Here is a 22,258-nt window from a genome sequence, read left to right on the forward strand (position 1 = left end):
CGAAACCCGGGCGACCACGCCACCCGGGCCTCTGGGCGAGACATCACGCCATGGCCAGGAACAGCAGGTCCGGCTTCTCCAGGTACTTGATGACTTCGTAGACGAAGTCCGCGGCCACAGAGCCGTCGATGACGCGGTGATCGCACGACAGCGACAGGTTCATCATGTCGCGGATGACGATCTGATCCTTCACCACGGCCGGGCGCTTCTTGAGCTTGTGCACGCCCATGATGCCCACCTCGGGGTGGTTGATGATGGGCGTGGCGAACAGGCCACCGCTCTGCCCCAGCGAGGTGATGGTGAAGGTGCCGCCCGTCAGCTCCTCCAGCTTCAGCTTCCGCTCCTTCGCGGCAGCTCCCAGACGCGCCGTCTCGCGAGCAATCTCCGCCAGCGTCAGCCGGTCCGCGTCCTTCACCACCGCCACGGTGAGGCCGTCCGGCGTCGCCACCGCCATGCCGATGTTGTACTCGCCGCGCACCACCAGCTCCTGCGCCGCCTCATCGAAGTTGGCGTTCAGGTGCGGGAACTTCTTCAGCGCGGCGATGGTCGCCTTGATGATGAACGGCAGGTAGTTGAGCTTGGTGTTGTCACCCGACGCCGCGAGCTGCGCGTTGAGCCGGGTGCGCAGTGCCACCAGGTCCGTCGCGTCCACTTCTTCCACGAAGGCGAAGTGCGGCATCGTGAACTTCGAGCGCACCATCTTCTCGGCGATCTTCTTGCGCAGCCCCCGCAGAGGAACGCGCTCGTCCGCCCGACCCGACGACACGGCCGGCACCGCGGGACGCGCCTGCGAGGGAGCCGCCACCACGTTCTTCTGCTCCCCGCCACCCTCCAGCGCCGCCACCACGTCCGCCTTCGTCACCCGCCCCTGCGGACCGCTGCCCGGAATGGTCGCCAGGTCCAACCCGTGCTCGCGCGCCATGCGCCGGGTCACCGGCGTGGCCAGCACCTTCGACGCCTGCGCCGAAGCACCCGCCGCGGGCGCCGTCGCTTGCGCCGGAGCCGCCGCGGCCGCCTGCGCCGGAGCCGCCGCGCCATGGCCCGCCGCGTGCGCCGGAGCCGCGCCGTCGATCTCCAGCGTGACGAGGGGGTGGTGCACCTTCGCGATGTCCCCTTCCTTGCCGTGCGTCGACACGACGCGCCCGGCCTTCGGGCTGGGGACGGTGACGGTGGCCTTGTCCGTCATCACCTCGGCGAGCACCTGGTCTTCCTTGACGACGTCGCCGGCCTTGACGTGCCACTTGACCAGCTCGCCCTCCATCACGCCTTCACCGAGGTCGGGGAGCTTGAATTCGAAGGTTGCCATGGGGGGTGTCTTTCCGAGAGGAACGGGGGTTGCGTCAAGCCACGAATCGAGGCCCGGTCAGCCGAGCCGCTCGAGGCGCTCGCGCTCCATCAGGCCCTTCATGAAGAACTCGGCGGCGCGGTAGCTGGAGCGCACCAGCGGACCCGAGGCCACGTAGAGGAAGCCGTAGGACTCGGCCAGCTTCTTGTACGACTCGAACTGCGCCGGGGTGACGAAGCGCTCCACCCGCAGGTGGTACTGCGAGGGCTGCAGGTACTGGCCCAGCGTGAGCACGTCCACGCCCACTTCACGCAGGTCCTTGAAGGTCTGCTCCAGCTCCGCGTCCGTCTCGCCCAGGCCCACCATGACGGACGTCTTGGTGTAGAGGCCCTCGGGACGGTTCTTCAGGTACTCGAGCACCTTGAGCGACTGGGCGTACTTCGCGCGGCGGTCTCTCACCGTCGGCGTGAGGCGCTCCACCGTCTCCACGTTGTGGGCGACGACGTGCGGCTTGGCCTCGGCCACCGTGGTCAGGTCCTTCTCCACGCCCTTGAAGTCGGGGATGAGCACCTCGACGATGGTGCGCGGGCTCTCCCGGCGCAGCTCGCGGATGGCGGAGGCGAAGTGGCTGGCGCCGCCGTCCGGCCGGTCATCCCGGTTCACCGACGTGACGACGATGTACTCCAGGTCCATCTCCTTGACGGCCTGGGCCAGATGGATGGGCTCCATCGGATCCAACGGCGGGGGCGCCCCCACCTTCACGTGGCAGAAGCGGCACGCGCGCGTGCACACCTCACCCATCAACATCACCGTGGCCGTGCCACCGCCCCAGCACTCGGCGATGTTCGGGCAGCGGGCCTCTTCGCAGACGGTGGCCAGCTTCGTGCGCTTCACGATGGCCTTGACCCGCTCGTACCCTTCGCCGTGCGGCAGCCGGACCTTCAGCCAGTCCGGCTTGCGGGTGGTCTCAGTCACCTGGGGCAGCGGGAACCGATCAGGAGTCGCCATGGGTCGCGGGCCTTCTATGGTTTGGGCGGAAGACGTTCAAGCCTGAAGCCTCTAACGCGAGGCGTCAGCTCTGGCAGGCCCTTCGCGCGCGTCGCTTTCCTACTAATGCTCCCGCTCCGGCCGGGCAGCCCCGGACCTGGGCACCGGAGGGCCTGGATGTCCCGACTTGGGCGCCGCTGCCCCGACGGCGTGCCGGTCCATCGCTGGCCCTCCTGGTGTGCAGGCATCCTGGCCACCCGCCCCAGCGGACGCCGGACATGGAAAGGCCGTCCTCGGAACCACGCTCCGGGACGGCCTGACCTTCGACGAGCCTGGGCCTAGAAGTGGCGGGGGTGACCCAGCGTGGCCTCGGCGCCCTCGTGGACGATTTCCGAGAGCGTCGGGTGGGCGTGGATGGTGCCCGCCAGTTCCTCGGTGGTGATCTCCAGCTTCAGCGCGACGCACGCCTCGGCCAGCAGCTCCGTGGCGTGGGGCCCAATGATGTGGATGCCCAGCACCTCGTCGTACTTCTTGTCGGAGACGATCTTGATGAGGCCGGTGGCCTCATTGGTGATGGACGACTTCGTCACCGCGCCGAACGGGGCGTTGCCGATCTTGACGTCGTAGCCGCGCTCCTTGGCCTTCTTCTCCGTCAGGCCCACCGAGGCGACCTCGGGGTAGCAGTACGTGGCCGACGGGGTGAGGTCGTAGTTGATGGGCTGCGGGTTCTTCCCGGCGATGTGCTCCACCGCGAGCACGCACTCGGAGCTCGCCATGTGGGCCAGCATCGGCGTGGGGATGACGTCGCCCACGGCGTAGACGTTGGGCTCGCTGGTGCGCAGCATCGCGTCGACCTTGATGTAGCCGCGCTCCGTCTTGATGGACGTCTTGTCCAGGCCCACGTCCTCGGTGACGGGCGAGCGGCCGACGGCGGACAGCAGCAGCTCCGCCTCCAGCGTCTTCGTCTCGCTGCCCACCTTCATGGTGACGCGCACGCCGTCCGCCGTGTGCTCCACCTTCTCCACCGCGGAGCCGGTGTGCACGTCGATGCCGCGACGGCGGAAGAGCTTCTCCAGCTCCTTGGAGATGTCCGCGTCCTCGATGGGGAGCAGCGCGGGCAGGAACTCCACGATGGAGGTCTTGCTGCCCACGTGGTTGAAGATGGAGGCGAACTCACAGCCGACCGCGCCAGCGCCCAGGACGATGATGCTCTTGGGGATGCGCTCGAGCTGCAGGATGGAGTCGCTGTTGAGCACGCGCTTGTGGTCCACCGGCACGTTCGGCAGGGACTTGGGCACCGAGCCCGTCGCGATGATGATGTTCTTCGCGTCCAGGACCTGCTTGGAGCCGTCCTCGGCGGTGACTTCCACCTTGCCCTTGCCGGCGATGCGGCCGTGGCCCTTGATGACCGTCACCTTGTTCTTCTTCATCAAGAAGTCGATGCCGTTGGCACCCTTGGTGACGACCTTGTCCTTGTGCTTCATCGCGTTCGGCCAGTTGACCGTCGGGCTCGACAGGTCGATGCCGAAGTCCCCTGCCTCCTTGACGTGGTGGAACAACTCCGCCGTCCACAGCAGGGACTTGGTGGGGATGCACCCGCGGTGGAGGCAGGTACCGCCCAGACGCTTGTCCTTCTCGATGATGGCCGTCTTCAGCCCGAGTTGCCCCGCGCGGATGGCACCCACGTAGCCGCCAGGGCCCGAACCGATGATCACCACGTCGAACGTCTCAGCCACGCACGCCTCCGTCATTATTTGCGGATGGAACCCGGTGGGGCTGATAACCCCCGCTCCCGGTCGGAATCAAGGAGATTGCTCGTGCGCCGTTTCCCGCTCAGAACCCTCCTCCTGATGCTCGTGGCGCTGCTCGCCTTCACCCGCCTGTGGTGCGTGACGCACCAGGATGAGACGGCCGGGGCCTCGCCCGCGAGCTCCCCCACCCGGGACGCCACCGCCACGTCCCCCGCCTCCCTCTCGCCGCTTCCCCCCTCCCCTGAGTGCCGCGCGGTGGAGCGGGCCCTGGACGCCACGCTGCGCGCCCCCGACGAGCCCACCGTCGTGGCCGAGGCCCGCAAGCGGCTGGACGCCTGTGACAAGCCGCCCCCGCGCGCCTGTGAGCTGGGCGGAGCGCTGGCCGCCCGAGCCCCCTTCACCCAGGGGGCGGACACCCCCATGCGGGGGCTGCTCGCCGCCCTCTGCGAGCGCTGTCCCTCCAGGGTCAACGCCTGCGCGCAGACCGTGGCCCGTGCGCTGCTGGACACCGCCGTCGGTCAAGCGCCGAACATCCCCGAGCTCCAGTGGAGCTTGGAGCACGCGGGCCCAGGCACCCCGGCGGCCTGTGATTCCATCGTCCGACTGGGGCTCGCCCCCGCCGCCCAGGCCTCCGTCGACCTGCCCCCCACCGTGCGCACGCTCCTGGATGGACTGGTGTCCCGCTGCGCGAGCGCGGACCTGCTGCCGCTGTCCGTGCTGCGCGCGGCCGCCGCCCAGCAAGGCGCCCGGGCCCCGGCACTGCTCACGGCTGCCAGCGCGAAGCCGGTGGAGACCGCGCCGGTGAAGCCGGATCAGCTCCTGGGGGCCCAGCCCGCGTTCCAGGCGTTCGATGGAGACCTCCTCACGGGAGTCCCGGTGAGCAACGCGAGGCGGGGCACGCGCTGGTCGGCGGACGGAGCGCTGCGAGCGGGCTACGCGCCCACGCTCAAGCACCTGGTGGGGTTCCGTGTCCGGGCGCAAGGCCCAGGCTCCCTGCGAGCCATCGTCCGCACGCCGAAGGGCGTGGGCTTGAATGATCCAGAGGGAGGCTTCTCGTTCGTCAATCCCACCGTGTGCCAGTTTCGTGGCACGGGCGAGTGGGAGACCTGCAACCCCGCCGCGCCCCTTGTCGAGGTGGACGCGGTCAGCGTGTTCCCCGAGAGCGCGGACGGCAAGCTCCTGGAGTTGGAGATCCTCGGCGCGCGCTGAGCGCCGACGGCGTCAGGCGACCAGGCCGCGGTCCTTGGCGAGCTGGAAGATGGGCGCCGCGTCCTTCTTCAGGACGGCGCTGACGTCCTTGACGATGGACTCGCCCGACTTCGCGACCGAGAGGAAGTTGTCGAAGGTCCGGGTGAGGATGAGCACGCCAGAGATGATGACGCGCTGGAGGTTGTGTTGCAGGTCCGTGCCCTCGTAGATGAGCCACGCCTGCTCGACACACGTCTTCCTCGCATCCACGAGGAAGTTGTTGAGGATGGTGCGCTCGTTCGCGTCGGGAACCTTGGACTTCGGGCTCACGGAGCCAATGTAGATGAGACGCGAGTTGAGCCGCGTCGAGGCCTCCTCCATCTGAGCCAGCATCGCCGCGACGTCCTCCTTGGTCGGAGGATTCTGCCAGCGGGAGAAGATGACTCGGTCGATGAGCTCTGCCTTGTACGTGGTGGGGCCGTTCACGATGCCTCCGGTGAGGCGGACGGTTTCGATGCCAAGAAGCGCCCGGCCGGCGTTCTCCACAGCGCCGCGCGTCTGGATGTGTAGCAGGAACACTCCTTTCGTTGAAGAGAGTCACTGCTGCACGCGATCACTCCACCGTCGCAATCCTGCTGTCCGTATGCAGCCGTGACGGACAAATCCATCCGGGTCGACGCTGACACGGCCTGAAACGGGGTTTGATACGTGGAATGCCCTGATAGCCCTGTGTCCTGCTCACGCGAGGTGAGCCTCGCTCATCCAGCATTGCCGGGAAGTTTTGGCTTCGCGGCACGACGTGCGAGCACGGCCTTCACGTCTTCCAGGGAGAGCCCGAGCGGCCTCACCGCGACGAGGAGGTGGTAGAGGAGGTCGGCTGCCTCCTCGGCGGCGCGTCCGGCGTCCGCATCCGCGCAGGCCGTCACCAGCTCCGCGGCCTCCTCGCCCAGTTTCTTGAGACGCAGGTTGCGGTCCGCGAGCAGGCGGCGCGTGTAGCTGGGTTTTTCGCCCGGGGCATCGGGTCGGGTCGCGCGCTCGGCGAGGGTGGCATCCAGCGCGGCCAGCGCGTCTCCCCCTCCGGGACCGAAGCACGTGGTCTCGCCGGTGTGACAGGCCGGCCCGGCTTTCTCGACGCGGGCGAGGACCGCGTCACCGTCGCAGTCCGCGCGCAGGGACACCACCTGCTGCGTGTTCCCGCTGGTGGCGCCCTTGTGCCAGAGGCCACGCGAGCGCGAACGGTAGTGCATCTGCCCCGTGGCGAGGGTGCGCTCCAGTGCCTCGCGGTCCGCGTGCGCCACCATCAACACATCACCGGTGCGCGCGTCTTGAGTCACCACCGTCACCATGCCACCGCCCTTGGTGAAGTCGAGTCGGTCCAGGTCCAGAATCACGTGGCCTCCGTCGCGCCCAGGCGCTCACGGGTGAGTGTGGCCAGGGCCGCGTTGGTGGCGATGCCGTTGCCACCGAAGGAGGTCCGCCGCCCGGTCCAGTCGGTGAAGACGCCTCCGGCTTCTTCGATGATGGGTTGGAGCGCGGCGGCATCCCAGGGCGAGAGCAGCTCGTCCACCATGACCTCCGCTCGGCCCGTGGCCACCAGCAGGTAGCCGTAGCAATCGCCCCAGGTGCGGGAGATGGCCGCGTCGAGGGTGAAGCGGCGCCAGGCTTCTCCGCGCTCGGGATGCTGACGGAAGCGCTCGTCCGTGGAGAGCACCACCGCGCGAGACAGGTCCGCCTGCTCGGACACTCGCGCGCGCTTGTCGTTCCAGAAACAACCTTCCCCTGGCGCAGCCACCAGCAGCTCGCTCACGGCGGGGAAGTACGCGGCGCCCACGAGGATGCGCTCCCCTTCCGCCAGTGCCACCAGGGTCCCCCATAGAGGTACGCCCCGGATGAAGGTCTTTGTTCCATCGATGGGGTCCAGGATCCATCGGCGCCGAGCACCCGGCCGTGTCTCCCCGAACTCTTCCCCGAGGATGCCGTCGTCCGGAAAACGCGCTTCCAGCCATTCGCGTGCGGTCTGCTCCGCCGTGCGGTCCGCCACCGTGACGGGCGTGCCGTCGCTCTTGGTATCCACTGCGATACCGCCGCGGAAGTAGCCCAGCGCCACGTCCCCGGCCTTGCGCGCGACTTCGGCCGCCGCCTGCATCAAGCCCTGTGCACTCGTCATGTCGTGCTCCGGATGGGAAGGCCGCTGAAGGCGCTCGGCGCCACGTCTCCCGAATTGCGTGCGGCGTCCACCGCCCGCATCAAGCCCTGTGCGCTCGTCATGTCGTGCTCCGGATGGGACGGCTCCTGAAGCCGCTCGGCGCCACGTCTCCCGAATTGCGTGCGACTTCCGCTGCCTGCATCAAGCCCTGTGCGCTCGTCATGTCGTGCTCCGGATGGGAAGGCCGCTCGCTCGGAGCAGCGATTTGATGGCCCCTACCGTGGTGAGCCCATCGTGAAGGATGCCCGCAACGAGCGCCGCGTCCGCGCCGCCACGCGTGAGTCCGTCCCGCACGTGCTCCGCGTTACCCGCCCCTCCGGATGCGATGACGGGCACGTCCACCGCGTCCGCCACCGCGCGCGTCAGCTCCAGGTCGTAGCCTGAGCGGGCACCGTCCTGGTCGATGCTGGTGAGGAGCACTTCACCCGCACCTCGCGCCACACACTCACGCGCCCAGGCCACCGCCTCCAGCTCCGTGGGCTTGCGCCCACCATGCGTGTGGACACGCCAGCGCGAACCCTCTTTCCGAGCGTCGATGCTCGCCACCACGCACTGCGCTCCGAATCGCTCCGCGCACTCCGTGAGCACCTCCGGCCGGGCCACCGCCGCCGAGTTGATGCTCACCTTGTCCGCGCCAGACCGAAGCGCACGGCCCACGTCCTCCACCGTGCGGACGCCTCCCCCGACCGTCAACGGGATGAACAGTCGCTCCGCCGTGCGCCGCACCAAATCCCAGAGCGTGTCACGCTCCTCGGCGCTCGCGGAGATGTCGAGGAACGTCACCTCGTCCGCGCCCTCCTGCTCATAGCGCAAGGCCAGCTCCACCGGGTCGCCCACGTCGCGGAGACCCTCGAAGCGAACGCCCTTCACCACCCGGCCGCCCTTCACGTCCAGACAGACGATGAGTCGTCGCGTCAGCATCAGAGCACCTCCAGGGCCACGGAGCCCTTCATGCTGAACACGGTGCCGGAGTCCACCATCGCATCCCGCAGCGCGAGCCCCAGCGCCTTGAACGCCGCCTCGGTGACGTGGTGACTGTCCTTCCCTCGCAGCACCCGCAGGTGCAGCGTCACCTTCGCGTGCTCGCAGAACGAGCGCATCCAGTGCTCGTAGAGCCGATTCTTCAACGGCCCCTGGTAGAAGAACCGTCCGCCCGCGTCGAGGCACGCCTGCACCAGCGCGTCATCCATGGGCACCGTGCGCTCCGCGAAGCGGGCCGCTGTCGCCGGAATCACCCGCTGCACCGCCGTCCCCAACGTAATCGCCACGTCCTCCATCAGGTGGTGCGTGAGGTCGCCACGAGCGTGCAACTTCAAGTCGAGCCCCGCGTAGCGCGCGAAGGTGGAGAGCATGTGGTCGAAGAACTTGAGCCCCGTGTCCACCTGCGTGCTCCCCCGGCCCACCGACAGCTCCACGCGGATCCGCGTCTCCTTCGTCTCTCGAGTGACAGTGGTCATTTCGCGAACTCCAGCGCGACGTCGCGCGCATCCAGCCGCCCCGTGTACAGCGCCATCCCAATGACCGCCCCGTACGCGCCCACCGAGGCCAGCGCCCTCAAGTCTTCCAGCGTCGTCACGCCGCCCGACGCGTAGAGCCGGTGACGGCTGCGAACCACCACCTCGCGCATCAGCGACAGGTCGACGCCCTCGAGTTGCCCCTCCTTGTGGACCGCGGTCACCAGCAGGCCACCGAGCGGCAACGGCTCCAGCGCCGCGAGCACATCGCCCACCGTCATGCCACTGCCCGCCGTCCAGCCTCGCGTCACCACCTCGCGACCTCGCACGTCCGCCGCAACCACCACGCGGCCTGGATGGCGGCTCGCGACGTCGGCCAACCACGCCGCGTCCTCGATGGCCCGAGTCCCCACCACCACGGCCGAAGCGCCCCCTTCCAGCAGCGCCTCCACCCGCTCCAGCTCTCGCACACCCCCGCCCACGGTGAATGTGAGCCCCGGCTCGTGCGCGGTAAGTCGCGCCACGGCCTCGGCATTGGAACCCCGGCCCAGCGCCGCATCCAGGTCGACCACGTGGAAGGCCCTGAAGCCGAAGGCGCGCCAACGAAGTAGCGCCTCCAGCGGGTCCTTCACCCGAACCCGCTCGTCTTCATACGAACCTCCGACAAGCTGCACGCACGCGCCTTCGCGCAGATCGATGGCGGGAATCGCCCTCATGACGCCACCTCCCGCAAGAAGGCCCGCACGAAGGCGACACCCGAAGACGAAGACTTCTCGGGATGGAACTGCACGCCCACCACCCGGCCGCGTCGAACCACCGCGGGGAAGCGGTCCTCCTCGTGAGTCGTCCACCCCGTCACCACCGACGTGTCCTCCACGCGGCAGACGAAGCTGTGCGCGTAGTACGCGGTGTCCAGCTTCGCTCCCGACAACGTGCGGTCGCCCTCCACCTGGTTCCAGCCAATCTGCGGCACGCGTCGCGATGTCAGTCGCGTCACCCGTCCGGAGAAATAGCCCAGGCCCGCGCCCTCTCCCTCGTCGCTCGAATCGAACAGCAACTGCATGCCCAGGCAGATGCCCAGGCAGGGCAGGCCCTTCTCCAATGCCGAGCGCATCGCATCCCGCCCGGGCGCCAGTCGCGCCGCCGCCGAGCCAAAGGCGCCAACTCCGGGCAGCACGAGCACATCCGTATCCACCGCACGCGCCGGGCTCTCCTCCACGCGAACGTCGACGCCCTCCTCCGTGGCCAGGGCCTTGGTCAGCGAGTGCAGATTGCCAGCGCCGTAGTCGAACAGGGTGACTCTCATCGCAAGGACTCCAGCAGCGCCACAAGCGCCGCCTCCAGCAAGGGCCACGGTCCACTGCCGATTCGGAGCGCATCCCCGACCCCGGTCAGTCCCTGGAACGCCCTCACGTTCACGTCACGCTCCCGCATCCGCTCCGCCACCCCAGGCGCTCCGGGCAGCGGCACCATCAGGAAGTTGCCCTCGGACGGCAGCGGCTTCAGCCCCTGCGCCACCAGCGCGCCCCGCAGGCGCTCCCTGTTCTCCACCGCCTCCTCCACCCGAGCACGCACCCAACCCGCGTCCTCGCGCAGCACGGCCACGGCCATCGCTTCCGCGAGCGTCGTCAGCTTGTACGGCCCCCGTGCCTTCTCGACCTCCGCCACGAGCTTTGGGTGGCCCACGGCCCACCCCACGCGCATCCCCGCGAGCCCGAAGGCCTTCGAGAACGTGCGCGTCACCAGCACGTTCGAGCACGTGCGCGCCAGGTCCAGGAAGCCAGGCCCGCGCGCGAAGTCGGCATACGCCTCGTCGATGATGACCAGCCCCGGCGCACGCTCCACCACCCGCTCCACCGCCGCGCGCGACAGCACCGTGCCCGTGGGGTTGTTCGGTGAGCACAGGTAGATGACCTTCGCCCCCGTGGACACCAGCCACTCGGGCTCCACGTCGAAGTCGGCGCGCAAGGGCACCGCCGCCGTCCGCAGTCCGTTCACCTGCGCGAACAGCGGCATCATCACGAACGTCGGGTCTTGAAACACGAGCAACTCACCCGGCTCCAAGAACGCTCGCAGCGCGCTGTCGAGGACGTCATCGGAGCCGCAGCCCGTCGTCACGCACTCGGCTGTCACGCCAAGCTGCTCGGCCAACACGCCGCGCAGGTCGGGCGCATAGCTTCGGGGATAGCGCGAGAGCGACTCCAGGGAGGACTCGCGCAGCACTCGCTCCGCGGCGGGAGGCACTCCGAAGAGGTTGGTGTTGTCGCTCAGGTCCACGCGACAGGGTCGCTTCGCGGGCGAATACAACGGGATGTCCCGATAGGACGCACGCGTGGGAATCATTCGGCCCTCCAGGCCCGCGCGGCGTCCGCGTGCGCGAAGAGGCCCTCACTCTCCGCAAGCAGTCCCACGTCGTCCGCCAATGCCTGGGACGCCGCGCGCTCCACGCGCTGGTAGGTGGTCCATCGGTAGAAGTCGAGAAGGTTGAGTCCTGAGTAGGCCCTCGCCAGCCCCGCCGTGGGCAGCACGTGGTTGGAGCCCGTCATGTAGTCGCCGTAGGCCACCGAGGAGCGCTCCCCGAGGAAGACGGTGCCCGCGTTGCGCACTCGCGCCAGGTCCGCCGAAGGCGCGGCGGTGGCGAGCAGCAGGTGCTCCGGCGCGAAGTCCGCGACGAAGGGCCACGCCTCCTCCAGCGACGCCACACTCAACACCGCGCCCCGTGAGCGCAGTGCGGCGGCGACAATCTCCTCGCGCTTCGCACCCAGTGACAGGCGCCGCACCTGCTCCGCGATGGCCTCCGCCACCCCCTCGCCTCGCGCCACCGTCACGCAGGCCGCATCCGGGTCGTGCTCCGCCTGCGCCAGCATCTCCCGCGCCACCGCGTCCGGACTCGCCGTCTCGTCCGCGATGACGAGGATTTCACTCGGCCCCGCCGGTGCTTCGATGGCCACCGCCCCCACCACCTGGAGCTTCGCCTCCGCCACGTAGGCATTGCCCGGCCCGACGATGCGGTCCACCCGGGGAACACTCTCCGTGCCGTACGCCATCGCCGCCACCGCGCCCGCTCCGCCCAGCGCGAAGACCCGGTCCGCGCCCGCCAGCACCGCCGCCGCCAACACGCTCGCGTGTGGCAGACCGTCCGGCCCCGGAGGCGAGCAGACGATGACCTCGCCCACCCCCGCGACCTTCGCCGGCACCACCCCCATCAACACGCTGCTCGGATACACCGCCCGGCCTCCCGGTGCGTACACTCCGACGCGGCCCAGGGGGTCCGGCCTCCGGCCCACCAGCACACCAGGCTCCGTCTCCACTTCCACCGCGCGAGGCCGCTGCGCCTCGTGCGCCCGCGCGATGTTGCGCGCCGCGCGTCCCAGGGCCCGCGCCACCGACGGGTCCAATGATTCGAGCGCCTGCTCACAACGCGCGCGGGGGACCTCCAGTGCGGACAACTCCGCGCGGTCGAACTGGCGCGCCATCTCGAAGAGCGCCCAGTCCCCATCCAGCCGGACCCGGGCGATGAGCTCCCGCACCCGGGCGGAGATGCGCGCGTCCACATCCCCGCCTCGCTGCAACAATCGGAGCCGGTCCTCGCGGGACAGGCTGGCCAGCGGTCCGCGATAGCGGAGGAACGAAGGAAGCGGCGTCATCACGCCACCAGCCTTTCGATGCGCGTGACGAGGATGCCCTCGCAGCCCAGGGCCTTCAGGGCGTTGACGGTGCGGTAGATGGTCTTCGCCGCCACCACCGCGTGCACCGCGACGAACGTCCCTCCGTCCAGCACATCCACCACCGTGGGGCCATTGAGTCCGGGCAGCACCTCGCGAACCCCCGCGAGCGAGTCCCTGGGGACATTGGCCATGAGGTAGCGCTTTCCCCGCGCCGCCAGCACCGAGCCCAGCGCCAGCTTCAGCTCATCCAACCGCTTGCGCGCCTCCGGGACGTTCGTCTTGCTCGACACCAGTCGCGCGCTGGACTCCAGCACCGTGGCCACCTCGCGCAGGCCGTTCATCTTCAGCGTGGAGCCCGTGGACGTCAGGTCCACCACGATGTCCGCGATGCCCAGGTGAGGAGCAATCTCCGCCGCGCCCGAGACGGGAACCACGGTGATGCTCTGCCCTCGCCGCGCGAAGTAGTCCTGCGTCAGCCGGGGGAAACACGACGCCACCCGCATGCCGTCTCGCACGTCGTTGGAGTGGGTGATGCCGCTCTCCTCGCGCGCCGCCACGACGAGCCGGCACTTGCCGAACTCCAGGTCCATCAGGTGCTCGAGCTCCCGCCCCGCCTCGCTCACGAGATCCCATCCCGTGACACCCGCATGCGCCGCGCCGTCCGCGACGAACTCCGGGATGTCCTGGGCGCGCACGAAGATGGCCTCGAACTCGCCGCCGAGCGACGCGGTGAGTGCGCGCTCTCCTCTGCCGCGCACCTCCAGGCCCGCATCGTTGAAAAGTTCACGAACCTCTTCGGAAAGGCGGCCTTTGTTGGGAAGAGCGATCTTCAGCAACATGGGTAGACCTGCTGGGGGCTGCGGGGGAAACGAAGGCCGCGCGGAAACGAAAAAAGGCCCGTCCGGGGGAGGACGGGCCTTCATTCGCTGCGGCAGGTGCCGGGAGGGTGGTGCGTCTAGTGGCTCACCCAGGCATGCGCGTGGCGAACGGTCCCGTCGGGGCCGAGCCGATGATGCGCATGATGGGGATGCACGGAAGAGAAACGCACGGCCCCATCAGTAATGGCAAAGGCCCCCGCCGTCAACCCGACCTCTGGGCTCCCTGTCCAAGTCGCTTGCAAACCCTCGACGGGGCGAGCAGGAAAGAAGTCCATGCGAGTTTCGGACGTCATCATCGTGGGTGGGGGAATCATGGGCTGCGGCATCGCGCTGCGGCTGCGGCAGGCCGGCGCGCGCGTCACCGTCCTGGAGCGCTCCATCCCCGGCGCGGAGGCCAGCAGCGCCGCCGCCGGCATGCTCGCTCCACAGATGGAGTCCGACGGCCCCGGCCCCTTCCTCGAGCTGTGCCTGAAGAGCCGCGCCCTCTATCCCGCCTTCGCCGACGAGCTGCGCGAGCTGTCCGGCGTGGACATCGCCTACCGCCCCAGCGGCGTCCTCAAGGTCGCCTTCAGCGAAGCGGCGGTGCAGCACGTGGAAGCCACCGTGCTGTGGCAGCGCGGCATGGGCCTGCGCGCGGACGTGCTCGACGGTGCCCAGGCCCGCGCATTGGAGCCGCGCCTCTCCTCGAAAGCCGTGGCCGCCGCCCACTTCCCGGATGACCACCAGGTGGACAACCGGCTCCTCGTCCGCGCGCTGACGATGGCCGCCGCGCGCGTGGGCGCCGAATTCCGAAGCGGCTACGTGCGCGGCATCGTCCACGAAGCGGGCCGCGCGGTGGGCGTGGACCTGGATGGCGAGGTGCTGCGCGCGGACGCGGTGGTGCTCGCCGCCGGCTCCTGGTCCTCGCTCGTCCAGGGCGCGGGCGTGGAGGCGAAGGCGGTGCGCCCCGCGCGTGGGCAGATGATTCAGCTCCAGACGCGCCTTCCCCTGCTCCAGCGGATCCTCACGTCGGAGAAGGGCTACGTCGTCCCCCGCGCGGACGGCCGCGTCATCGCCGGCAGCACAATGGAGCTGGTGGGCTTCGACAAGCAGGTGACCGCGGCGGGCCTGGCCCGCATCCTCGACATGGCCCTGGAGCTGTGCCCGGAGCTCGGGTCCGCCCCCATCACCGAGACGTGGGCCGGCTTCCGCCCCTGGACGGAGGACAAGCGGCCCTACCTCGGAGAGGGCCCCACCCCGGGCCTCTTCCTCGCCACCGGACACTTCCGCAACGGCATCCTCCTGGCCCCCATCACCGCGAAGCTCGTGGCCGAGGCCGTCCTCGGAGAGCGGACCACCCTGGACCTCGCGCCTTTCCGCCATGACCGCGCGAGTACGAGGGTCCAGGCCTGAAGGCTCGACTTCCTCCCAGGGCCCGTCCACGCCTGCCCGGCCGCCCTCCCTCCCAGGGTCGTCTTCCGGACCAGCGCACTGGACTGTCAACCTGCAAGTGGAGGAAGGTGGTAATTTCCCTGACTCATTCGCCATTGAAACCCGGAAACCTTTAGAATCTCCCGCCGTGGAAGCCATCCCCCCTGCCCCACCCCGAATCCTCATCGTCGACGATGACGACTCTGTCCGAGACGTCATCTCCGTCCTCCTGCGTGAAGAGGGCTACAACTGCGTCGTCGCGAGCGGCGCCGAGATGGCGCTGGACGTGGCTGGCGAGGAGGACACCCCGCTCGTCATCAGCGACATGAAGATGCCGGGCAAGGACGGCCTCTGGCTGTTGGAGAACCTGCGAGAGCGACTGCCGGACACGTCCGTCATCATGCTCACCGGCTATGGCGACACGGAGTCCGCGGTGGACTGCCTGCGCCGGGGCGCGGTGGACTACCTGCTCAAGCCACCGAAGCTCACCGACCTCATCCGAGCCATCGAGCGTGCGCTCGCCAAGCGCCGCATCGAGATGGCCCGCAAGCGCTACCAGAAGAAGCTGGAGCGCAAGGTGCGAGACCGCACCGCGGAGCTGCGCAGCGCGCTGCACAACATCGCCAACACCTACCAGAACACGCTCCTGGCGCTGGTGGCCGCGCTGGACGCGCGCGAGCACGAGACGAGCGACCACTCGCAGCGCGTGGTCAGCTACACGTCCGCCATCGCCGGCCGGATGAGCATCTCCGGCAAGGACCTGGAGGAGATTGGCCGCGGCGCGCTCCTGCACGACATCGGCAAGATTGGCGTGCCGGACGCGGTGCTGCTCAAGCCGGGCAAGCTCACGCCGGACGAGTGGCTGGAGATGCGCAAGCATCCGGAGATTGGCTTCCAGATGATCCAGGCCATCCCGTTCCTCTCCACGCCCTCCGCCATCGTCCTGTCGCACCAGGAGCGCTGGGACGGCGCGGGCTACCCGCGCGGCCTCCAGCGGCAGGAGATCCACATCGGCGCGCGCATCTTCGCCGTGGCGGACACGCTGGACGCGATGACGAGCGACCGGCCGTACCGCAAGGGCACCTCGTTCGCGAACGCCATCCAGGAGATCCGCCGCTGCGCCAACACCCAGTTCGACCCGGAAGTCGTCCGGGCGTTCCTGGACATCGGCGAAGAGGGTCTCATCCGCATCAAGGAGGAGATGGCGCTGCGGAAGCTCAATCTTCCCGTGGCCGAGCAGGAGGCGAACGAGGCCGAGGCGGAGCTGGCGCGTCTGACGGACCTGGACGATGACCTGGAGCCCGCGCCGGTCGCCCCGCGTGCCGCCCCGAGCGAGCCCGTCGAAGTGAAGGTGCCGATCATCCGGTCGGCCACGGGCAGCGAGGGCTGAGCCCCTCACGCTGGGGGGATTGAGATGAACGTCCCCCTGGCGGCTGTTATGAGGTCAGGCCGCCCGTGACGACGCCCGCACTCCAGACGGATCCGCTCGCCCCTCCCCTGCTGGATGCGCAGGGGCGCCGCATGACGTACCTGCGGCTGAGCATCACGGACCGCTGCAACTTCCGCTGCACGTACTGCTCTCCCGCGTCCTGGGGCGGCAAGAAAGACCTGCTGAACGCGGAGGAGCTGGGACGCATCGCCGGCATCTTCGCCGCGCTGGGCATCCGCCGCGTGCGCCTCACCGGGGGCGAGCCGCTCATCCGTCCGGACATCCTGGAAATCGCCCGGCGCATCGCCAGCATCCCAGGCGTGCGGCACCTGGCCATCACCACCAACGCCAGCCACCTGGAGGCCCTCGCGGCCCCGTTGCGCGAGGCCGGTGTCGACCAGCTCAACCTCAGCCTGGACACGCTGTCCCCGGAGACGTTCCGCCGCATCTCCAAGCAGGGGGACTTCGACGCCATCCTCCGGGGCATCGACGCGGCGGCGGCCTCCCACTACGCCTCGCTCAAACTCAACGTCGTGGTGATGCGGGGCGTGAACGACGGCGAGGCCCGCGCGCTGGTGGAGTACGCGCACGCGCGCGGCATCACCCCGCGCTTCATCGAGCTGATGCCCTTTGGCCAGGGCGTTCCGGTGCCCACCGCCGAGCTGATGGACCGGCTGCGCGGCGAGGGCCTGGACCTCTCCGCCGAGCCCGAGGAGACAGGCGCCGCCGCCGACTCCGTCACCTCCGGTCCCGCGCGCTACTGGAAGGCGCCAGGTGGCCGCGTGGGCTTCATCTCGCCGCTGACCCAGAACTTCTGCGGCGGGTGCAACCGCGTGCGCGTGGCCTCGAATGGCGACTTGCGCAGCTGCCTGGGCGGCCGCGCACAGGCGCCGCTGCATCAGCTCATCCGGGGTGGGGCCACGGACGTGGAGCTGGCACGGGCCATCCGCGCTGCCCTGGGCGACAAGCCCGAGGGCCACCGCTTCACCGAGCCCGGCAACGGCGCCACGCTGCTGTCCATGATGGGCATTGGCGGCTGAAGGCCCGCACGGGCGCCATGCTGCTGTCCATGATGGGCATCGGCGACTGAAGGCCCGCCCCACCGGCGCCACGCGGCTGTCCATGATGGGCATCGGCGGCTGAAGGCCCGCACCGGCGCCACGATGCTGCCCCCGAGGGGCCGAGACCGCGCTGCCGCGTCGCGAGGATGCACCCGAGTGCTGGCGCTCGCGCGTCCCCTGAAAAGACGACGGGCGGGCCCGCGCGCTCGCGCCTGGCCCGCCCGAGTGGCCGCGGGCTCCCCGAAGGGAGCCGCCGCCGTGCCGACTACTTCACCAGCCGGATGGCGAACGGGTACCGGTACAGCTGCCCCTCGTTCGCCTTCAGCCCGCCGATGATGCCGAACACCAGCGCCAGGATGCCGACGATGGGCAGCAACACCAGGCCGATGCCGATACACGACGTGGCGACGCCGACGAGGCCGGCGATGAAGAGGGTGATCTGGAAGTTCAGCGACTCCACCGAGTGCTCGCGAACAAAGGACGACTCCTTGCCCTTGGTCAGCATCAGCACCAGCGGAACCGCGAAGCCCAGGCCCACGAAGTTGGCCAGGATGGTTCCCATGTGGGCGATGAGCCCCATCGTCTTCTCATCCTGGGTCGGCATCGGAGTGCCGGTGATGTACGAACCCACTTGCTCCCGCGGCGGAGTCTCCATGAAGTATCCCCTCCAGATAATCGAGGGCGCGTGCACCGCGCCCATGCCTGCCTAACATGACATGCACCCACTCTCATTGTCACGTCTCGGACAGGTGATGTAGCAGGTCGTTTGACGCCCTCGATTCCTGGCTTCGTGGCTCAGCGATACAACTCGCTGCCTGCCTTCCGGAATTCCTCACTCTTCTGTTCCATCCCCGAGTCGAGCGCGGTGGCGTCGGTGACGCCCAGCTTCTCCGCGTAGTCGCGAACATCCTGGGTGATTTTCATGGAGCAGAACTGGGGCCCGCACATGGAGCAGAAGTGGGCGACCTTGGCGCCGTCGGCGGGCAGCGTCTCGTCGTGGAAGGCGCGGGCGCGCTCGGGGTCCAGGGAGAGGTTGAACTGGTCCTCCCAGCGGAACTCGAAGCGGGCCTTGGAGAGCGCGTTGTCGCGAGCCTGAGCGCCCGGATGCCCCTTGGCCAGGTCGGCGGCGTGCGCGGCGATCTTGTACGTGATGACGCCTTCCTTCACGTCGTCGCGGTCCGGCAGCCCCAGGTGCTCCTTCGGCGTCACGTAGCAGAGCATCGCGGTGCCGAACCAACCAATCATCGCCGCGCCAATGCCGCTGGTGAAGTGGTCATACCCCGGCGCGATATCCGTGGTGAGGGGCCCCAGCGTGTAGAACGGCGCCTCGCCGCACACCGCCAGCTGCTTCGTCATGTTCTCCTGGATGAGGTGCATGGGCACGTGGCCCGGGCCTTCGATCATCGTCTGCACGTCGTGCTTCCAGGCGATCTTCGTCAGCTCGCCCAGCGTCTCCAGTTCGCCGAACTGCGCCGCGTCGTTCGCGTCGGCGATGGAGCCCGGCCGCAGCCCGTCACCCAGGCTGAAGCTGACGTCGTACGCCTTCATGATCTCGCAGATCTCCTCGAAGTGCGTGTAGAGGAAGTTCTCCTGGTGGTGGGCCAGGCACCACTTCGCGAGGATGGAGCCGCCCCGGCTGACGATGCCCGTCAGTCGCTTCGCGGTGAGCGGCACGTAGCGCAGCAGCACGCCGGCGTGGATGGTGAAGTAGTCCACGCCCTGCTCGGCCTGCTCGATGAGCGTGTCGCGGTAGATCTCCCACGTGAGGTCCTCCGCCTTGCCGCCCACCTTCTCCAGCGCCTGATAGATGGGCACCGTGCCGATGGGCACCGGCGCGTTGCGGAGGATCCACTCGCGCGTCTCGTGGATGTTCCGGCCCGTGGACAGGTCCATCACCGTGTCCGCGCCCCAGCGGATGGACCAGACCATCTTCTCCACCTCCTCCTCGATGGAGGACGAGACGGCGGAGTTGCCGATGTTGGCGTTGATCTTCACCAGGAAGTTGCGGCCGATGATCATCGGCTCCAGCTCCGGGTGATTGATGTTCGCGGGGATGATGGCGCGGCCCCGGGCAATCTCGTCGCGCACGAACTCCGGGGTGATGACGCGGGGGATGGACGCGCCCCACGAGTGGCCCGGGTGCTGCGCGGACAGCGACGCGTCCATGCGCAGGTTCTCTCGCAGCGCCACGTACTCCATCTCCGGGGTGATGATGCCGCGCCGGGCGTAGTGCAACTGGGTGACGTTGACGCCCTGGCGTGCCACGCGGGGCTTGCGGCGATGGCCGAAGCGCAGCCCCGCGAGCCTCGGGTCCGCCTCGCGCTCCTTGCCGTAGTCGGAGGTGATTCCCGCCAGCTCCTCCGTGTCATCGCGACGCAGCACCCAGGCCTCGCGCGTGGCGGGCAGGCCCTGGCGCAGGTCGATTCGCGCCTCCGGGTCCGTGTACGGACCGCTGGAGTCATAGACGAGCACGGGGGGATTCGACGTCACCCGGGCATCCGCGCCCGGTCCGTGCCGCGTGGGGGTTTGACTGATTTCCCGCACGGGGACTCGCAAGTCGGGGTGCAGCTCCCCACTCACGAACACCTTGCGCGAGGCTGGCAGGGGGCCCTGGCTGATGCCTTCGAGCACCTTGCCATCGACCTTGAGGCTTCTGGACGCTCCGCTCATCTCTCTCTCCTCGAGGACGGGCGGGAAGGCAGACGGAAGCCCCCAGGGGGTTCCGGGCCGCTTCCCTCCGCCGGTATGACCCGGTTCAGGTTCCAAGGGTTGGCCGCGCCACGCGGCCGTCTCAGCCCCTTACGAGGGGCACCCCTAGCGACTGGGTGAGCATCTAGCGCACGCCGGGACCGGCTTCAACCTGCCCGGTGGCCAGGGCTCGAAGCACTCCAGTCAACACCACTCGCGCAAGGAATGCGGGGCACCACACGAACGCGCAAACCTTGCGTGTACAGGGCACCGAAATCGCCGTAGCCCGAGGGAATCCGGGCTGGCCCCTTCCATGCAACGGCCCCCGGGAGTTCCACCTATCTACCGGAGAGCGCCACATGCAGATCGTCGGAGAGCTGATGACGCGCGAGGTGGTCGCGCTCAAGGAGACCCAGAACCTGGGCAAGGCGGAGGAGCTGCTGCGCCTGCACCGCATCCGGCACCTCCCCGTCGTCCGACAGGGAAAGCTCGTGGGCCTCATCACCCACCGAGACCTGCTGAGGGCCGCGGCCACGCACGCGACGGACCCCGCCGCGCAGCCGCTGTGGGCCGCCGACATCATGACCCGGGACGTGACGACGGTGACGCCCGAGGCGTCGCTGCGCGATGCCGTGGTGCTGATGTTGCGCAACAAGTTCGGCTGCCTTCCCGTCGTCGGGCAGGACGGCGCGCTGCTCGGCATCGTCACCGAGGCGGACCTGGTGCGCTACGCGCAGCACCTCATCGAGGACAAGGACCGCCGCGAGCTGGCGAGGGAATTCAACGCGTAGGTCCCTCCTCCCCGCGTCCCTTGCAATGACCTCCCCACTCGCCTCGACACACGCAGACGCCGAGGCCCTGTCGACCAGCCTTCCCGAGGCCACCGTCGCGCCGTCGTCACGGCGTCGCTGGACCCGGCCCGTGCTCGCGCTGGTGGGCCTGGTCGCGGTGGCCGGGCTCGCGGGCTTCGGCGTGGACGGCGAGGTGGCATCGCGCACGGTGCTGGTGGCGGGCGTGTGCCTGGTGCTGTGGCTCACGGAGCTGGTGCCGCCCTTCGTGCCCACCCTGCTCCTGCTGGGCGCCACGCCGGTGGTGCTCGGTCCGCTGGGGCCGGAGTACCGGCTGTCCTCCGTGCTCACCTGGGGCGTGGACCCGGTGCTCATCCTGTTCCTGGGTGGCTTCACGCTGGAAGTCGCGGCCATGCGCCACGGCCTCGACTCGGCGGTGGCGCGGCACGTCGTGCGCCTGTCGCGAGGCCGGCCCCGCCTCCTGCTGCTCCTCGTCATGGGCGGCGTGGCCTTCCTCTCCATGTGGATGTCCAACGTGGCCGCAGCGGCGATGATGCTCGCCGCGCTCAGGCCCGTGCTGCTCGCCTCACCTCCGGGCACACCGCTGCGTCCCGCCCTGCTCGCGGGAGTCGCATTGGGCGCAAACCTGGGCGGCATGGCGACGCCCGTGGGCAGCGGCCCCAATGCCCTCGCGGTGTCCGCCGCGAGCGCTCATGCGCACGTCACCTTCGCGGGCTGGATGGCGTTCGCCCTGCCCCTCACGGTGCTGATGCTGCTGCTCGGCTTCGGCCTGGTGCTCCTGCGCTTCCGCATGGGAGACGCGCTGACCTTGCCCGCACAGCCCGCCCGCACACTCGATGCCTCCGGCCGACGCGTGCTCGCGGTGAGCGCCGCCTGCGTGGTCGCCTGGCTGTCGGAGCCGCTCCACGGAGTGCCCGCACCGGTCGTCGCCCTGGGCGCCACCGCGCTGCTGTTCGGCACCGGGCTTCTCAAACGCGAGGACCTGGGACGCCTGGACTGGTCCACCCTCCTGCTCATCGCCGGTGGGCTGGCGCTGGGAAAACTCCTGGAGCAGTCGGGCCTGGTGGCCCACGCGCTCGATGGCGCCCGGCTGGAGGCGTGGCCGCGCGAGGCGAGACTGGGGGCGCTGGTCATCGTCGCCGCGAGCCTGTCCGCGCTGATGAGCAACACCGGCACCGCCGCGCTGCTGATGCCCCTGGCCCTGAGCGTGGAACCCTCCGCGTCCACGCCCATCCTCGTCGCCATGGGGTGCTCGTTCGGCATCCCCTTCGCCATCAGCACCCCGCCCAACGCGATGGCCGCGGGCGAGGGGCTCGACACCTCCGAGCTGTTGAAACTGGGGCTTCCCCTCATGGTGGCCGGTTGTCTGCTGGTCAGCTGGACGGGCCCCCTGGTGCTACGTCTCTTTGGCCTGCCATGAGTTACCCTCGTCCGCCCGTCCGGG

At 69.3% G+C, this 22,258-nt stretch carries 21 protein-coding genes and 1 riboswitch; of the genes, 6 read left to right on the plus strand and 15 right to left on the minus strand.

Annotated features, from left to right (window positions below; genetic code table 11):
* Positions 1-43: 43 nt before the first annotated feature.
* The 3 genes from HUA76_RS26735 to lpdA form a co-directional block, all read right to left on the minus strand.
* Complete coding sequence (locus HUA76_RS26735; RefSeq protein ID WP_174462445.1) at positions 44-1,306, minus strand: dihydrolipoamide acetyltransferase family protein; 1,263 nt, start codon at positions 1,304-1,306, stop codon at positions 44-46.
* 57 nt (positions 1,307-1,363) lie between these two features.
* The gene (gene lipA, locus HUA76_RS26740; RefSeq protein WP_141649413.1) at positions 1,364-2,293 is read right to left on the minus strand and encodes a lipoyl synthase; all 930 of its coding nucleotides are present in this window, start codon (positions 2,291-2,293) and stop codon (positions 1,364-1,366) included.
* Between the two features lie 317 nt (positions 2,294-2,610).
* A complete protein-coding gene (gene lpdA, locus HUA76_RS26745) occupies positions 2,611-4,008 on the minus strand; it encodes a dihydrolipoyl dehydrogenase (protein WP_174456726.1) in 1,398 nt (465 codons plus the stop codon).
* A gap of 81 nt (positions 4,009-4,089) precedes the next feature.
* On the opposite strand from lpdA, the gene HUA76_RS26750 reads away from it, so the two are divergent.
* Positions 4,090-5,232 carry a hypothetical protein gene (locus tag HUA76_RS26750; protein ID WP_371823527.1) on the plus strand — a complete coding sequence of 381 codons (1,143 nt, stop codon included), beginning with the start codon at positions 4,090-4,092 and terminating at the stop codon, positions 5,230-5,232.
* 12 nt (positions 5,233-5,244) lie between these two features.
* On the opposite strand, the gene HUA76_RS26755 is transcribed toward HUA76_RS26750, so the two are convergent.
* The 10 genes from HUA76_RS26755 to hisG form a co-directional block, all read right to left on the minus strand.
* Entirely contained in the window at positions 5,245-5,790 is a 546-nt protein-coding gene (locus tag HUA76_RS26755) for a DofB protein (RefSeq protein ID WP_246137656.1), read from the minus strand.
* Between the two features lie 179 nt (positions 5,791-5,969).
* Positions 5,970-6,599 carry a bifunctional phosphoribosyl-AMP cyclohydrolase/phosphoribosyl-ATP diphosphatase HisIE gene (gene hisIE, locus HUA76_RS26760; RefSeq protein WP_174462559.1) on the minus strand — a complete coding sequence of 210 codons (630 nt, stop codon included), beginning with the start codon at positions 6,597-6,599 and terminating at the stop codon, positions 5,970-5,972.
* The gene (hisN, locus tag HUA76_RS26765; protein WP_174462447.1) at positions 6,599-7,378 is read right to left on the minus strand and encodes a histidinol-phosphatase; all 780 of its coding nucleotides are present in this window, start codon (positions 7,376-7,378) and stop codon (positions 6,599-6,601) included. Before hisN ends, hisIE begins: the two co-directional genes overlap by 1 nt.
* Before the next feature lie 198 nt (positions 7,379-7,576).
* On the minus strand, positions 7,577-8,341 hold the full coding sequence (gene hisF / locus HUA76_RS26770; protein WP_368773779.1) for an imidazole glycerol phosphate synthase subunit HisF: 765 nt from the start codon (positions 8,339-8,341) through the stop codon (positions 7,577-7,579).
* Complete coding sequence (locus HUA76_RS26775; protein WP_174456729.1) at positions 8,338-8,874, minus strand: imidazoleglycerol-phosphate dehydratase; 537 nt, start codon at positions 8,872-8,874, stop codon at positions 8,338-8,340. The genes hisF and HUA76_RS26775 overlap by 4 nt, the downstream gene beginning before the upstream one ends.
* Entirely contained in the window at positions 8,871-9,587 is a 717-nt protein-coding gene (locus HUA76_RS26780; RefSeq protein WP_174462448.1) for a HisA/HisF-related TIM barrel protein, read from the minus strand. Before HUA76_RS26780 ends, HUA76_RS26775 begins: the two co-directional genes overlap by 4 nt.
* Positions 9,584-10,177, minus strand: coding sequence for an imidazole glycerol phosphate synthase subunit HisH (gene hisH, locus HUA76_RS26785; protein ID WP_174462449.1), 594 nt, complete (start codon positions 10,175-10,177; stop codon positions 9,584-9,586). Before hisH ends, HUA76_RS26780 begins: the two co-directional genes overlap by 4 nt.
* Positions 10,174-11,214, minus strand: a complete 1,041-nt coding sequence (locus HUA76_RS26790) for a histidinol-phosphate transaminase (protein WP_174462450.1) — start codon at positions 11,212-11,214, stop codon at positions 10,174-10,176. Before HUA76_RS26790 ends, hisH begins: the two co-directional genes overlap by 4 nt.
* Entirely contained in the window at positions 11,211-12,518 is a 1,308-nt protein-coding gene (hisD, locus tag HUA76_RS26795; protein ID WP_174462451.1) for a histidinol dehydrogenase, read from the minus strand. The genes HUA76_RS26790 and hisD overlap by 4 nt, the downstream gene beginning before the upstream one ends.
* Positions 12,518-13,378: an ATP phosphoribosyltransferase gene (hisG, locus tag HUA76_RS26800; RefSeq protein ID WP_141647382.1), complete on the minus strand. Its 861-nt coding sequence runs from the start codon at positions 13,376-13,378 to the stop codon at positions 12,518-12,520. Before hisG ends, hisD begins: the two co-directional genes overlap by 1 nt.
* Before the next feature lie 312 nt (positions 13,379-13,690).
* Between hisG and thiO the strand changes: the two genes are divergently transcribed.
* From thiO to moaA, 3 genes are all read left to right on the plus strand, one after another.
* Complete coding sequence (thiO, locus tag HUA76_RS26805; protein WP_174462452.1) at positions 13,691-14,809, plus strand: glycine oxidase ThiO; 1,119 nt, start codon at positions 13,691-13,693, stop codon at positions 14,807-14,809.
* Between the two features lie 166 nt (positions 14,810-14,975).
* Complete coding sequence (locus tag HUA76_RS26810) at positions 14,976-16,217, plus strand: HD domain-containing phosphohydrolase (RefSeq protein WP_174456735.1); 1,242 nt, start codon at positions 14,976-14,978, stop codon at positions 16,215-16,217.
* A 65-nt stretch (positions 16,218-16,282) separates the two neighbouring features.
* Positions 16,283-17,296 (plus strand): GTP 3',8-cyclase MoaA, encoded by a 1,014-nt coding sequence (moaA, locus tag HUA76_RS26815; protein ID WP_141647379.1) that lies wholly within the window; start codon positions 16,283-16,285, stop codon positions 17,294-17,296.
* A 286-nt stretch (positions 17,297-17,582) separates the two neighbouring features.
* Here the strand turns inward: moaA and HUA76_RS26820 are convergent, their stop codons facing one another.
* Complete coding sequence (locus tag HUA76_RS26820; RefSeq protein ID WP_141647378.1) at positions 17,583-17,972, minus strand: DUF4870 domain-containing protein; 390 nt, start codon at positions 17,970-17,972, stop codon at positions 17,583-17,585.
* Between the two features lie 140 nt (positions 17,973-18,112).
* Positions 18,113-19,987, minus strand: coding sequence for a phosphomethylpyrimidine synthase ThiC (thiC, locus tag HUA76_RS26825; protein ID WP_141647377.1), 1,875 nt, complete (start codon positions 19,985-19,987; stop codon positions 18,113-18,115).
* A 45-nt stretch (positions 19,988-20,032) separates the two neighbouring features.
* Positions 20,033-20,143, minus strand: a riboswitch (TPP riboswitch).
* A gap of 221 nt (positions 20,144-20,364) precedes the next feature.
* Here thiC and HUA76_RS26830 point away from each other — a divergent pair.
* The gene (locus HUA76_RS26830; RefSeq protein WP_174456737.1) at positions 20,365-20,796 is read left to right on the plus strand and encodes a CBS domain-containing protein; all 432 of its coding nucleotides are present in this window, start codon (positions 20,365-20,367) and stop codon (positions 20,794-20,796) included.
* A 25-nt stretch (positions 20,797-20,821) separates the two neighbouring features.
* A complete protein-coding gene (locus tag HUA76_RS26835) occupies positions 20,822-22,234 on the plus strand; it encodes an SLC13 family permease (RefSeq protein WP_174462453.1) in 1,413 nt (470 codons plus the stop codon).
* The last annotated feature ends 24 nt before the right edge of the window (positions 22,235-22,258 follow it).

This window comes from Myxococcus sp. CA056 (assembly GCF_013336715.1).
Classification (GTDB): Bacteria; Myxococcota; Myxococcia; order Myxococcales; family Myxococcaceae; genus Myxococcus; species Myxococcus llanfairpwllgwyngyllgogerychwyrndrobwllllantysiliogogogochensis.